General features: G+C 72.3%; 14 protein-coding genes. 7 read left to right on the forward strand and 7 right to left on the reverse strand.

Features of this window, described 5'->3' with window-relative positions; all coding sequences use genetic code 11:
• Positions 1-27 precede the first annotated feature (27 nt).
• Together MQP27_RS03075 and MQP27_RS03080 are read right to left on the reverse strand one after the other, a co-directional pair.
• Positions 28-744 carry an ABC transporter permease gene (locus tag MQP27_RS03075; protein WP_242760621.1) on the reverse strand — a complete coding sequence of 239 codons (717 nt, stop codon included), beginning with the start codon at positions 742-744 and terminating at the stop codon, positions 28-30.
• Entirely contained in the window at positions 744-1,649 is a 906-nt protein-coding gene (locus tag MQP27_RS03080) for an ABC transporter ATP-binding protein (RefSeq protein WP_242760622.1), read from the reverse strand. The genes MQP27_RS03075 and MQP27_RS03080 overlap by 1 nt, the downstream gene beginning before the upstream one ends.
• Positions 1,650-1,913: 264 nt before the next feature.
• Here MQP27_RS03080 and chsH3 point away from each other — a divergent pair, with 264 nt between their 5' ends.
• Genes chsH3 through MQP27_RS03095 form a run of 3 tightly spaced genes read left to right on the forward strand, consistent with a single transcriptional unit; the run spans position 1,914 to position 4,836 of the window.
• Entirely contained in the window at positions 1,914-2,771 is an 858-nt protein-coding gene (chsH3, locus tag MQP27_RS03085) for an enoyl-CoA hydratase ChsH3 (RefSeq protein WP_242760623.1), read from the forward strand.
• Between the two features lie 38 nt (positions 2,772-2,809).
• Positions 2,810-3,886 (forward strand): Zn-dependent alcohol dehydrogenase, encoded by a 1,077-nt coding sequence (locus tag MQP27_RS03090; protein WP_242760624.1) that lies wholly within the window; start codon positions 2,810-2,812, stop codon positions 3,884-3,886.
• Between the two features lie 11 nt (positions 3,887-3,897).
• Entirely contained in the window at positions 3,898-4,836 is a 939-nt protein-coding gene (locus MQP27_RS03095; RefSeq protein ID WP_242760625.1) for a 3-oxoacyl-ACP reductase, read from the forward strand.
• Between the two features lie 59 nt (positions 4,837-4,895).
• On the opposite strand, the gene MQP27_RS03100 is transcribed toward MQP27_RS03095, so the two are convergent.
• Positions 4,896-5,051 (reverse strand): hypothetical protein, encoded by a 156-nt coding sequence (locus MQP27_RS03100; RefSeq protein ID WP_242760626.1) that lies wholly within the window; start codon positions 5,049-5,051, stop codon positions 4,896-4,898.
• Positions 5,052-5,147: 96 nt separating this feature from the next.
• Complete coding sequence (locus MQP27_RS03105) at positions 5,148-6,371, reverse strand: hypothetical protein (protein ID WP_242760627.1); 1,224 nt, start codon at positions 6,369-6,371, stop codon at positions 5,148-5,150.
• A 222-nt stretch (positions 6,372-6,593) separates the two neighbouring features.
• On the opposite strand from MQP27_RS03105, the gene MQP27_RS03110 reads away from it, so the two are divergent.
• Genes MQP27_RS03110 through MQP27_RS03120 form a run of 3 tightly spaced genes read left to right on the forward strand, consistent with a single transcriptional unit; the run spans position 6,594 to position 9,462 of the window.
• Entirely contained in the window at positions 6,594-7,499 is a 906-nt protein-coding gene (locus MQP27_RS03110) for a Nif3-like dinuclear metal center hexameric protein (RefSeq protein WP_242760628.1), read from the forward strand.
• Complete coding sequence (locus MQP27_RS03115) at positions 7,496-8,239, forward strand: zinc ribbon domain-containing protein (RefSeq protein ID WP_242761385.1); 744 nt, start codon at positions 7,496-7,498, stop codon at positions 8,237-8,239. The genes MQP27_RS03110 and MQP27_RS03115 overlap by 4 nt, the downstream gene beginning before the upstream one ends.
• Before the next feature lie 23 nt (positions 8,240-8,262).
• The gene (locus MQP27_RS03120; protein WP_242760629.1) at positions 8,263-9,462 is read left to right on the forward strand and encodes a bifunctional RNase H/acid phosphatase; all 1,200 of its coding nucleotides are present in this window, start codon (positions 8,263-8,265) and stop codon (positions 9,460-9,462) included.
• On the opposite strand, the gene MQP27_RS03125 is transcribed toward MQP27_RS03120, so the two are convergent.
• Positions 9,450-10,250: a helix-turn-helix domain-containing protein gene (locus tag MQP27_RS03125; protein WP_242760630.1), complete on the reverse strand. Its 801-nt coding sequence runs from the start codon at positions 10,248-10,250 to the stop codon at positions 9,450-9,452. The two genes, MQP27_RS03120 and MQP27_RS03125, sit on opposite strands and share 13 nt — an antisense overlap.
• Positions 10,251-10,349: 99 nt before the next feature.
• Between MQP27_RS03125 and MQP27_RS03130 the strand changes: the two genes are divergently transcribed.
• Positions 10,350-11,369 carry a zinc-dependent alcohol dehydrogenase family protein gene (locus tag MQP27_RS03130; protein WP_242760631.1) on the forward strand — a complete coding sequence of 340 codons (1,020 nt, stop codon included), beginning with the start codon at positions 10,350-10,352 and terminating at the stop codon, positions 11,367-11,369.
• On the opposite strand, the gene eda is transcribed toward MQP27_RS03130, so the two are convergent.
• On the reverse strand, positions 11,353-11,976 hold the full coding sequence (gene eda / locus MQP27_RS03135; RefSeq protein WP_242760632.1) for a bifunctional 4-hydroxy-2-oxoglutarate aldolase/2-dehydro-3-deoxy-phosphogluconate aldolase: 624 nt from the start codon (positions 11,974-11,976) through the stop codon (positions 11,353-11,355). The genes MQP27_RS03130 and eda overlap by 17 nt on opposite strands.
• Before the next feature lie 127 nt (positions 11,977-12,103).
• Positions 12,104-12,889, reverse strand: a complete 786-nt coding sequence (gene yaaA, locus MQP27_RS03140; protein WP_242760633.1) for a peroxide stress protein YaaA — start codon at positions 12,887-12,889, stop codon at positions 12,104-12,106.
• Positions 12,890-12,936: the final 47 nt, after the last annotated feature.

Consider the following 12,936-nt stretch of genomic DNA (forward strand, 5'->3'; position numbering starts at 1 on the left):
GTCACAGTCCATGTCCCGTTCCCCCGGTCAGTTGTGGCCCGCGCCATGGCGGTACGACAGCACAGCGTACGAACCGAAGGCGAGCAGCCAGAGGGTCAGTACCGCGATCGCCGCGAGCGCCGGGGCGTGGCCCTCGGCCACCGAGGTGCCCAGCTGGGCGAAGCGGTAGGTGGGCGTGCAGGCGGAGATCGCGCGCAGCCAGTCCGGGAACAGGGCGACGGGGAACCACAGGCCGCCGAGCACCGCCAGGCCCAGGTTGCAGGCCATGTTCGCCACGCCGGTGGTCTGGCCGGTGAGCCGGTAGCCGTTGCCGAGGCCCAGCAGCGTGAACGGCACCGAGCCCAGCCACAGCAGCACCGCGATCGACGCCCACTGCCAGGCGGCCAGCCGCACGCCGTTGACCAGCCCGCCCGCGGCGAGCACCGCGACGATCGCCGGCAGCACGGTCACCGACCCGGTCAGCGCCCGCCCGACCACCACCTGCCGCGGAGTCATCGGCGTCACCCGCAACTGCCGCAGCCACCCGATCGCCCGGTCCTCGGCGACCCCGCCCCCGGTGTTCAACGCCGACCCGACGGCCCCGTACCCGGCCATCCCGACCATCGCCCCGGTCTTCCAACTCCCGTCGTCCGCACCGAGGTTGGTGAACAGCAGATACATCAGTACGGGCATGGCGATCCCGCCGATGACAAATCCGACGTCACGGAGAGTCCGACGCACTTCGAGCCGTAGGTAGTCGAACATCAGGCCGCCTCCGCCAGCGGTGCCGTGAGGGCCAGGAACGCGTCGTCCAGGGACGCCGGTGCCACCTCCAGGCCACGGATCGCGCCCAGCCCGGCCAGGGCGATCACCGTCGCGTCCGGGTCGTCCGTGCGCAGGCGGGCGCGGTCGCCGCGTACCTCCAGCGAACGTACGCCGGGCAGCAGCTCCAGGCCCGCCGTGCCGCGGCCCGCGAGGTCGAAGGCGACCAGGCCGCCGCCCACCGACCGCTTGAGCTGCTCGGCCGTGCCGTCGGCGACGATCCGGCCGCGGTCGACCACGAGGATGCGGTCGGCGTACGCGTCCGCCTCCTGAAGGTGGTGCGTGGAGAACAGGACCGTGTGCCCGAGCCGCGCGTACGACCGCATCGACGCCCAGAACGCGTGCCGCGCCTCCACGTCCAGCGCGGCCGTCGGCTCGTCCAGCACGATCAGCGAGGGGTTCCCGGCGAGCGCGACCGCGAACCGCACCCGCTGCGTCTGCCCGCCGGACAGCCGGTCCACCCGCCGCTCCGCCAGCTCGGCGATCCCGGCCAGCCGCAGGGCCTCCGCGACCGGCATCGGCGCCGGATACCGCCCGGCCACGAAGGTCACCAGCTCCCGCACGGTCACCCGGGGCACCGCCCGCCCTTCTTGCAGCATCGCGCCGACCCGCCCCGCACGCACCGCCCGCTCCGGCGGCCCGCCGAACAGCCGCACGCTGCCCTCGTCGGGCTCGTACAGGCCGAGCAGCAGCGAGATCGTCGTGGACTTGCCCGCGCCGTTGCGGCCCAGCAGGGCCACCGTCTCGCCGGGCGCGACCGCCAGGTCCACGCCGTCGACGGCCCGTACGGCACCGAAGTTCTTGACCGCCCCCGTGAAGGACACGGCGGCACATTCCGTCTGTGTCATGGCTACGACGGTATGAATCCCGGCGCCCGCCCGGCAGAGGCGCATGTACGGACTCGGGCAGTACAAATGTCACCGCCTCCACAGGTCACCACCCCACAGACCTGACACGGCGTCAGGAGCCTTCACAAGTGCGGTGCCCTGGGCTATACAAGGGGCGCCGGACTGGAACGCGTTCTAGATCGGCCCCGTGACGACCTCGGTCGCGGCCGACGGTGCGGACGGCCGCGCCGAGGTCTTGAGCCAACGTGAGCCACCAGGAGCCGTATGCCCATCGACGCAGCGAAGGCCCTCGCCGCCGAACCCCGGTCCGGCGAGATCACCTGGGACCGCAAGGACGTCCAGCTCTACCACCTCGGCATCGGCGCCGGAATCCCCGCGACCGACCCCGACGAGCTGCGCTACACCCTGGAGTCCCGGCTGCACGTCCTGCCCAGTTTCGCCACCGTCGCGGGCAACGGCTCGCCCGGCGTGATCAGCGGCCTGTCCATGCCCGGCGTCGACGTCGACCTCGCCAAGGTCCTGCACGGCGGCCAGACGATCGAGCTGCACCGCCCCATCCCGGTCGCGGGCACCGCCACCGCCACCGGCCGGATCGCCGCCGTGTACGACAAGGGCAAGGCGGCGGTCCTGGTCATGCGCACCGAAGTCGCCGACGCCGAGGGCCCGTTGTGGACCAACGACGCGCAGATCTTCGTACGGGGCGAGGGCGGCTGGGGCGGCGACCGCGGCCCCTCCACCCGCCTCGAAGCGCCCTCCGGTGAGCCCGACCGGACCGTCGAGCGGCCGATCCGCGAGGACCAGGCCCTCCTCTACCGCCTCTCCGGCGACTGGAACCCCCTGCACGCCGACCCGGAGTTCGCGAAGCTCGCGGGCTTCGAACGGCCCATCCTGCACGGGCTGTGCACCTACGGCATGACGCTCAAGGCGGTCGTCGACACGCTGCTCGGCGGGGACGTCGGCCGGGTGCGGTCGTACGCGACCCGGTTCGCGGGCGTGGTGTTCCCGGGCGAGACGCTGCGGATCCGCATGTGGCGCACACCCGGGTCCGTCAGGGTCGCGGTGAGCGCGGTCGAGCGGGACGACGCGCCCGTGCTCGCCGACACGATCGTCGAACACTCCTGATCCAGTAGGCAGTTGAGCAGTCGAGGGGAGCCGCACCAATGCGAGCAGCCGTACTGCACGAGATCGGCCAGGACAAGCTGGAGGTCCTCGACGACGTCGAGGCGACGGGCTTCGGGCCCGGCAGGGTGCGGATCCGGGTGCGGGCGACCGGACTGTGCCACTCGGACCTGTCCGCGATGAGCGGCGTGCTGCCGCAGCCGGGTCCGTTCGTGCCGGGGCACGAGGGTGCGGGCGAGGTCCTGGAGGTGGGCGAGGGCGTCACGCGGGTCAAGCCCGGCGACCGGGTCGTCGTGTGCTGGCTGCCGGCCTGCGGCCAGTGTCCCGCCTGCAAGCGCGGCCAGACCGAGCTGTGCCTGGCCGGCTTCATGAACGCCGGCACCCCCAACTTCCGCCGCCCCGCCGGTGACGTCTTCGGCTTCGCGGGCACCGGCACCTTCGCCGAGGAGGTCGTCGTCGACGCGGGCTGCGCGGTGCCGATACCCGACGACGTGCCCTTCGACATCGCCGCGCTGATCGGCTGCGGGGTGACCACCGGGCTGGGCGCGGCCCTCAACACCGCGGACGTGGAGGCCGGTTCGTCGGTCGCCGTCATCGGCTGCGGGGGCGTCGGCATCTCGGCGATCCAGGGCGCGCGGCTCAAGGGCGCCGCGGAGATCGTCGCCGTCGACCCGGTCGCCTCGCGCCGCGAGTCCGCGCTCAAGTTCGGTGCGACCAGGGCCGTTTCACCCGACGAACTGGCCGCCGCCAAGCAGGGGGTCACCGGCGGCGAGGGCTTCGACTACGTCTTCGAGGTCGTCGGCAAGTCCGTCACCGCCCGCACGGCGTACGAGAACACCCGGCGCGGCGGCTCCCTCGTGATCGTCGGCGCGGGCGCCATGGACGACTTCCTCCAGCTCAACATGTTCGAGCTGTTCTTCGACGAGAAGCGGATCCTGCCGTCCATGTACGGCGGCGGCGACGTCCTGCGCTCCTACGAGCGCACCATCGCCCTGTGGCGGGCGGGCCGCATCGACCTGGAGGGCCTGATCACGCACCGGGTGGCGCTGGCCGACATCAACGAGGCGCTGGACCAGATGCGGACGGGCACCGCGCTCCGTACGTGCATCGAGATCTGACGGGAGTGTCCGTGTCGCTGCCACTCGAAGGACTGTCGGCCATCGTCACCGGCGCCGGTCGCGGACTGGGCCGGGCCGAGGCGCTCGAACTCGCCCGGCTCGGCGCGGCCGTCGTCGTCAACGACTTCGGGCAACCGGGCCGGGACGGCTCGGGGGAGGCCTCCGCGGGGCCCGCCGAGGAGGTCGCCACCGAGATCCGCGCCGGGGGCGGGCGGGCGGTCGCCCACACCGGGGACGTCGCCGACTTCCAACAGGCGCGTTCGCTGGTCGAGTTGGCGATCACCGAGTTCGGCAGGCTGGACATCCTGGTCAACAACGCCGGCATCCTGCGCGACCGGATGGTCTTCTCCATGAGCGAGGGGGAGTGGGACTCGGTGATCCGGGTCCACCTCAAGGGCCACTTCAACACGACCCACTTCGCGGCGGCGCACTGGCGCGAGCGGGCGAAGGCGGCGGGCGGGCAGGTGTACGGCCGGATCGTGAACACCTCCTCCGAGGCGTTCCTGGCGGGTTCGGCGGGCCAGCCCAACTACGCGGCGGCGAAAGGCGGAATCGTCGGCCTGACGACGTCGACGGCCCTTGCGCTGGCCAAGTACGGCGTCACGGCGAACGCCATCTGCCCGCGCGCCCGCACGAGGATGACGGAGGACGTCTTCGCGGGCTTCGACCAGCCGACCGACGGCCTCGACCCGCTGTCCCCCGAGCATGTGGCCCCGCTGGTCGGCTACTTGGCCTCGCCCGCCGCGGCCCGAGTCAACGGCCAGCTGCTCGTGGTGCACGGCGGCATGGTCGCGGTGGTCGACCGTCCCCGGGTGCGCGCGAAGTTCGACAGCAAGCAGGACGCCTTCACCTACGACGAGCTGGACGCCGTACTCACTCCGCACTACGCCGAACGGCCGGACGGGGAGACGTTCGGGGCGGCGGAGGTGCTGGGCCTGAAACGGGCGTAGGGACACAGCCGAAGGGCCCGCACGCCGGCCGGTGTGCGGGCCCTTCGTGGTGCGTGCCGTCAGGCGGCCGCTTCCGTGTCCTCGGACTGCTTGCGGTGCCGGCCGCGAGGGGCCGTGTCACCGTCCTGGGCCGAGACCTGGCCCCGGTGACGGCCGTGCCCGGCGTCGTCCTGGGACTCGGTGGACAGCGGCTGCATGGTGCTTGCGTCGCTCATCGGAAGGATTCACCCCGTCAACATGATCTTTCAAACAGCCGGGCGAGTTTAACCGGCACACCTCACCCCGAATCCAGACGGCACAGCCAACCGGCACTAGTTCGTTACAAGAGGCCCCAGAGGAGCCTCCCGCAGGGGCACGGGACGCGGGGCGGCGGGCTCCGGAGGCTCCGCTTCGGACGGCTCGTCGGGCGTGGTCGACGGCTTGTCGGGTGGGGTCGACGGCTCGTCGGGTGGGGTCGACGGTTCTGAACTCCCCGCCTCGGTCTCGGCCCCAGCCCCCGTCTCCCCGTCCTCCCCCGCGGGCATCCGCACCCGTGCCACCCCGCACGTCACCTCGGCGTCGGCGTACGGCAGTTGGAGCTCCCCGTCCCTGGTCCACAGCCCCGTACCGGCCAACCACCCCTCCGGCGCCGGGAGATGGCGCACCTGCCGCAGGTCCGGCCGCCACAGCCCGACCCAGCTACCCATCGGCCCGTCCACCCGCAGCGCCACCCCGCAGCTCTCCGGCATCAGCACCTGCCCCGGCTGGATCGCGAACGGCGTCACCGTGCAGTCCGGCACCCGCAGGCACTCCGGGAAGCGCACCGGCAGGGTGGAGCCGAGGACGCCCCAGCCGAGCCGTTCGGTGCCGGGCGAGGGCGCGTCCGAGGCGATCAGGAGCAGGCCGCTGTCGGGGTCGGCGAGCAGCAGCCGGTCGTTGCTGCCGGCCGCGATCTGCAGCAGCGGCGTAACCTCCCCGGCCCGCTCCAGGTCCACCGTGACCGCCTTGGTGCACCCGCCGACCTCCCGGTCCAGGGCCAGCATCCGCCCCGCCCGGTCCAGCCACACCCCGCCCGAGCAGCGCCCCGGGATCTCCGCGACGTGCTCAGGCCCGAAGGCCCCGCCCGCCACCAGCCACACCGCGCTGGAGCGCCGGCCCACGGCGAGCGCGTACGCCTTCTCGCCGCCCGGCGCCGGTGGCAGCAGCCGCAGCCGGGTGCCCTCGTCCGGGCACTCGACCGCGCCGATCAGCACCTCGCCGGTGCCGGGGCCGGTCGGATACAGCAGCGAGAAGACGTGCCGCCCCTCCGACACACGCCGGATCAGCACCCGCCCGTCCCCCATCGGCTGCACCTCGGTGCCGGGCTCCTCGGGCTGGTTGCCGGGCAGCGGCACCGCGTACGGCTCCGGGCCGTCCAGCGTCCAGCGCTCCGGGAACCACGAGTCGCCGTCCAGCGCGAGGCGGGCGGCATAGGCGCCGTCCGCGGTGATGGTGCAGCCCGCCCGCGGAAACTCCTCCTCGGGAGCAGCCTCGGGCTCGATCGCACAGGCCGTCATCGTCTGGTCACCTCCGGCCACGAAGCTAGTTTTCGCACGCACAGGCGTGGGACCACGAGGCACACCCTTCACACAAAGGGGTGGCACAGGAACGATTCGCCTGAGGGAACGGGGGCCGGTGTGCTGAGCGGGGTGCCGGACGGGCCCCCGGGCACCTGTGTCGCTGCACCCGGCTTCGGGCTTCGGTTCAGCCGCACAGATCGTGCAGGTAGCCTTTTGTCCGTGCCCCGTCTGTCTGAAGTCATCGCCGCGCTGGAGAACCTGTGGCCGGCCGAGCGGGCCGAGTCCTGGGACGCGGTCGGCACGGTCGTGGGCGACCCCGACCAGGAGGTCACCCGGGTCCTGTTCGCCGTCGACCCCGTGCGGGAGATCGTCGACGAGGCGGTGAAGCTCGGCGCCGACCTGCTGGTCACCCACCACCCGCTCTACCTGCGCGGTACGACGACGGTGGCGGCCTCCACCTTCAAGGGCCGGGTCGTGCACACCCTCATCAAGAACGACATCGCGCTGCACGTCGCCCACACGAACGCCGACACCGCCGACCCGGGCGTCTCCGACGCGCTCGCCGGCGCCCTCGACCTTCGAGTCGTACGACCCCTCGTGCCGGACCCGACCGACCCGGAAGGCCGCCGCGGCCTGGGCCGTATCTGCGAGCTTGACCACCCGGTGACCGTCCGCGAGCTCGCCGCGCGGGCCGCCGAGCGGCTGCCCGCCACCGCGCAGGGCATCCGGGTCGCCGGCGACCCCGAGGCGCTCGTCCGCTCGGTCGCCGTCAGCGGCGGCTCCGGCGACAGCCTCTTCGACCAGGTCCGCGCGGCCGGCGTGGACGCCTTCCTCACCTCGGACCTGCGTCACCACCCGGCCTCCGAGGCCGTACTGCGAAGCCCCCTCGCGCTGCTCGACGCGGCGCACTGGGCCACCGAGTGGCCCTGGTGCGAGCTGGCCGCCACCCAGCTCGACGAGATCTCCGACCGTCACGGCTGGGACCTGCGCGTGCATGTCTCCAAGACGGTCACCGACCCCTGGACCGCCCACGCGGCGTCCGCCCACCCGTCGCCCGCCACCACCCTTCTGACGAGCGCTTCGCGCCCCCCTTCTTCCTCCAACTCACCGGGAGCCCCCAACTGAACGCCGCGCCCGCCGACCAGATCCGACTCCTCGACGTCCAGGCACTCGACGTACGTCTGCAGCAGCTCGCCCACAAGCGGCGGTCGCTGCCCGAGCACGCCGAGATCGAGTCGCTGACCAAGGACGCCACCCAGCTGCGCGACCTCCTCGTCGCCGCGCAGACCGAGGAGAGCGACACCGCCCGCGAACAGACCAAGGCCGAGCAGGACGTGGACCAGGTGCGCCAGCGCGCGGCCCGCGACCAGCAGCGCCTGGACTCGGGTGCGGTGACCTCTCCCAAGGACCTGGAGAACCTCCAGCGCGAGATCGCCTCCCTCGCCAAGCGGCAGGGCGACCTCGAGGACGTCGTCCTGGAGGTCATGGAGCGCATCGAGTCCGTGCAGGAGCGCGTGCGCGAGCTGACCGAGCGGGTCGGCTCCGTCCAGTCGAAGATCGACGACGCGACCGCGCGCCGGGACGCGGCGTTCGAGGAGATCGACGGGGAGGTGGCGACGGTCACCAAGGAGCGCGAGGTCATCGCCGGCACGATCCCCGCGGACCTGCTCAAGCTGTACGACAAGCTGCGCGAGCAGCAGGGCGGGATCGGTGCGGCCAAGCTCTACCAGCGGACCTGCCAGGGCTGCCGCCAGGAGCTCGCCATCACCGACATCAACGAGATCCGCGCGGCGGCGCCCGACACGGTGGTGCGCTGCGAGAACTGCCGCCGCATCCTGGTGCGCACGGCCGAATCCGGTCTGTAGGGCGTCGGTAAGGGGCTTGGGCTGTGCGGGAGTTCATCGTCGAGGCCGACGGCGGGTCACGGGGCAATCCCGGACCCGCGGGCTACGGCTCCGTCGTGCTGGACGCGGAGACGGGGGAGACGCTGGTGGAGACGGCGGAGTACATCGGCGTCGCCACGAACAACGTCGCCGAGTACCGGGGGCTGCTGGCAGGCCTGCGCGCGGCCTTCGACCTGGACCCGGACGCCCGCGTCCACGTCCGCATGGACTCCAAGCTGGTCGTCGAGCAGATGTCGGGCCGCTGGAAGATCAAGCACCCTGACATGAAGCCGCTGGCGATGGAGGCGGCGCGGGTGTTTCCGGCGGACCGGGTGACGTACGAGTGGATTCCGCGGGAGCGGAACAAGCACGCGGACCGGCTCGCCAACGAGGCGATGGACGCGGGGGTCCGGGGAGAGCAGTGGTCGCCGGCGAACTCGACGGCTGAGCTGGACTCTGCTGCTGCTCCTTCTTCCCGTCGCGGAGCGGCGGAGCCCCTGGGCGGCGGAGCTGCCGAAGCCGATGCTGATGTGCGTGCCGCCGGTGTTGTCGCGTCCCCCGGGTGGGCTCCAGCCGATATGGGGGCGCCGGCGACCTTCGTACTGCTGCGGCACGGGGAGACGCCGTTGACACCGCAGAAGCGGTTCTCGGGATCCGGCGGTACCGACCCGTCCCTCTCCGACGTCGGCCGGGAGCAGGCCGAGCGGGCCGGGGCCGCGCTCGCCCGACGCGGCACCATCCAGGCCCTCGTCGCCTCCCCTCTCGCCCGTACCCGCGAGACCGCCGGCATCGTCGCCCGTCACCTCGGCCTCGACGTGAGCGTCGACGAGGGCATCCGTGAGACGGACTTCGGCGCCTGGGAGGGGCTGACCTTCGGAGAGGTCCGCGAGCGCTATCCCGACGACCTGACCCGGTGGCTGGCCGACCCGACCGCCGAACCCTCCGGCGGCGGCGAGAGCTTCGCGGCGACGGCGGTCCGGATCGCCGCGGCCCGCGACAAGCTGACCGCGGCCTACGCGGGCCGCACCGTCCTCCTCGTCTCCCACGTCACCCCGATCAAGACCTTCGTCCAACTCGCTCTCGGCGCCCCGCCGGAGTCCCTGTTCCGCATGGAACTCTCCGCGGCCTCCCTCTCCGCCGTCGCCTACTACGCCGACGGCAACGCGAGCGTCCGCCTCTTCAACGACACCTCTCACCTGCGCTGAGCATCCCGCTTTCGCAATATCTCCGCCGTCTCCGCGTCCGCGGGCAAGAACGCCTCCAGATGCAGCTCGGCCAGCGTGACGTCGACGGCGGTCGCGAAGGACGTGAGCGTGGTCAGCAGCCGCAACTCACCCTCCGCACACCGCAGCCGCAGCGGCACGGCGAACCCGAGATACTCCTCCCCCGGCTCGCTCAACGGCGGCAGAAAGCCAGTCAGTTCCTCCACCAGTCCGTCCAGCAGCGGATCGGGACTGCGCAGCGCCCGCGCCCGCAGGTTCTCGATGATGTGCCGGCCCCACGCGTCGAGATTCACCACCCGTGAGGCCATCCCACGCGGATGCAGCGCGAGTCGGAGGACGTTGACCGGCGGCTCCAGCAACTCCGCCGCCGCCCCCTCCGCCAGCACATCGAACGCGCCGTTCGCCGCGACGAGTTCACCTCGCGGCCCGGCGACCACCGCCGGATACGGCAGATGCCCTTCCAGGATCCCGTCCAACGCCTGCCGCACCGGCGCCAGTTCGACCGCGTCCAACGACGACTCGGCGAACGCGGGCGCATAACCCGCCGCCAGCAACAGCGCGTTGCGCTCCCGCAAGGTCAGCCCCAACGACTCGGCCAGCCGCAGCACGACCGCCCGCCCCGGCACGGACCGCCCCCGCTCGATGAAACTCACATACCTCTGCGTGGTCCCCGCCCGCGAGGCAAGCTCCAACTGACTGACCCGCCGCGCGGTACGCCAGCGCAGCAGCTCGCGGGCGAAGGGCGGCGGTTGCTCCATGGTGGTGGCCATGTGCCCAGTTGTACGTCACGGCACTGACAACGGCCCCGAGCCTTCCCCCATACCCTGCCGGGAATTGAGCCCCGCCCCCACCCCGACCAGCATGACCGCATGCGCACCTACCACTTGGAGACCCCGGGCACGGTCGAGGGCATAACCCTCCGCGACACCCCCGGCCCACCCGACCCCGGCCCGCACGACATCGTCGTACGCGTCCACGCCGTATCCCTCAACAAGCGCGACCTGCTCATCCTGAACGGCACGTACCCCCTCAAGGCCGCCCCCGGCGTGACCCCCGTCAGCGACGGCGCCGGAGAGGTGGTCGCGGTGGGAGAGCGGGTCACCCGCTTCCGCACCGGCGACCGCGTCACCAGCACCTACTTCCCGCGCTGGCTCGACGGCCGGATCAGCCCCGCCCTCATCGACCAGCCCGGCGTCACCCTGCCCGGCATGCTCGCCGAGTACGTCCGCCTCGACGAGACCGCCGCCGTAGCCGCCCCCGACCACCTGACCTGGGAAGAAGCGGCCTGCCTGCCCTGCGCGGGCGTCACCGCCTGGAACGCCCTGACCGGCGCCGAGCCGGTCCTCCCCGGCGAGACGGTCCTGACCCTCGGCACCGGCCCACTGGCCTTGTTCGCCGTCCAGTTCGCCAAGACGCTCGGCGCACGCGTCGTCGCCACGACGTCCAGCCCCGAGAAGGCCGAACGCCTCAAGTCCCTGGGCGCCGACCACGTACTGAACCACACCGAGAACCCCACCTGGTCGGCAGCCGTCCGCGAACTGACCGGCGGCCGCGGCGCGGACCTCGTCGTCGAGACGGGCGGCCCCGACACCATCGAGCAGTCGGTCCGCGCGACCGCCCTGTACGGCCGTATTGCCCTCGTCGCCGCCAACAGCCCGCACCAGGCCACGATGCAGATCACCACCGACGCGCTCGCGTCGAGCCTGCTGACCATGCGGCGGCTCTTCGTCGGCAGCCGCGGCCACTTCGAGCAGATGAACCGAGCGATCTCCCTGCACGGCATCCGCCCCGTCATCGACCGCGTCTTCTCGTACGACGGGGTCCACGCCGCCTACCGCCACTACGCCTCCGGCGCGGCCTTCGGCAAGGTCGTCATCCGCTTGGCCTGAGCCGCGCCGCCGCCCGCGCCAGCCCCTCGATCCGCCCCCAGTCGCCGACGGCCACCGCATCGGCCGGAATCATCCAAGTCCCGCCCACACAGCCGACGTTGGGCAGCCCCAGATACTCGGGAGCATTCGCGAGGCCGATCCCGCCCGTCGGGCAGAAGCGGGCCTGCGGCAAGGGCCCGGCCAGGGACTTCAGATACGCCGTCCCGCCCGCCGCCTGCGCCGGGAAGAACTTCATCTCCCGCACCCCGCGCTCCAGCAGCGCCACGACCTCCGACGCGGTCGACACCCCCGGCAGGAACGGCACCCCGGCTCCCCGCATGGCCTGCAGCAGTACGTCCGTCCACCCCGGGCTGACCAGGAAGCGCGCCCCGGCCGCCACCGACTCCTTCACCTGCTCCGGCGTGATCACGGTCCCGGCCCCGACCACCGCGTCAGGCACGCCCTCCGCGATCGCCCGTATCGCCTCCAGCGCGACCGGCGTCCGCAAGGTCACCTCGATCGCCGGCAGCCCCCCGGCGACCAGCGCACGGGCGAGCGGCACGGCGTCGGCGACGTCGTCGAGCACGACCACGGGGACGACCGGGGCGAGATCCAGGGGGGAGGTCATGCCCTCATCGTGCCGTCGGCATGCAGCATGCGCAAAGCCCATTGCGCATGCTGCAACAACCCTCATCCGGGCTGGTCAGTGGATCTCGTCAGTGGATCTGGTCGGTGGATCTGGTCAGTGGATCTGGTCAGTGGATCTCGTCCACCAGTACGTCCAGCATCCACGCCTTCCCGCCCCCGCCCTTCGGCGGCTCCACCTCCACCACATACCCCAGATCCCGCAACGCCTCCACCAGCTCGGCCGGCCCCTTCGGCGCGACCCCGGCCGTCAGCAGGCTCCGTACGATCCGCCCCTTCGTCGCCTTGTTGAAGTGGCTGACCACCTTGCGGGTCGGCGCGTGCAGCACCCGTACGCTCGCGGTCCGCCCGGCCACCTCGCCCTTCGGCTTCCACGCGGCCGCGTACGCGGAGGACCGCAGATCCAGCACGAGCCCGTCCCCGGCGGCCTCGGGCAGCGCCTCCGCCATCGGCGCCCGCCAGTGCGCACCCAGCGCGCCGAGCCCGGGCAGCTTCACACCCATCGAGCAGCGGTACGACGGAATCCTGTCCGTCACCCGCACCGCGCCCCACAACCCCGAGAAGACCAGCAGCGAGCGCGCGGCACGCCTCTTCGCGGCGGTGTCGAGGGAGGCGAGGTCGAGGGCGTCGTACAGCACCCCCGTGTAGATCTCCCCGGCGGGCCGCGCCCCGGCCGTCAGCAGCTCCGTGTTCTTGCCGACCTCGCCCCGCAGCCCCTCGCTCAGCCCGAGCACCTCGCGCGCCTTCTCCTCGTCCCCGGCGCACAGTTCCACCAGCTCGCCGAGTACGGTCTCGCGGGCGGGGGTCAGCCCCGGCAGCGACAGCGACTCCAGCTTGAGCGGGGCGCCACGGCCGGAGGAGGCCTTGCCTTCGGAGGGCGGCAGCAGGACCAGCACGGAAGATCTCCTTCTGTTGAGCTCTGCGACAGCGTACGGCGTGCCAC

It is taken from the genome of Streptomyces cylindrosporus (assembly GCF_022698165.1).
Classification (GTDB): Bacteria; Actinomycetota; Actinomycetes; order Streptomycetales; family Streptomycetaceae; genus Streptomyces; species Streptomyces cylindrosporus.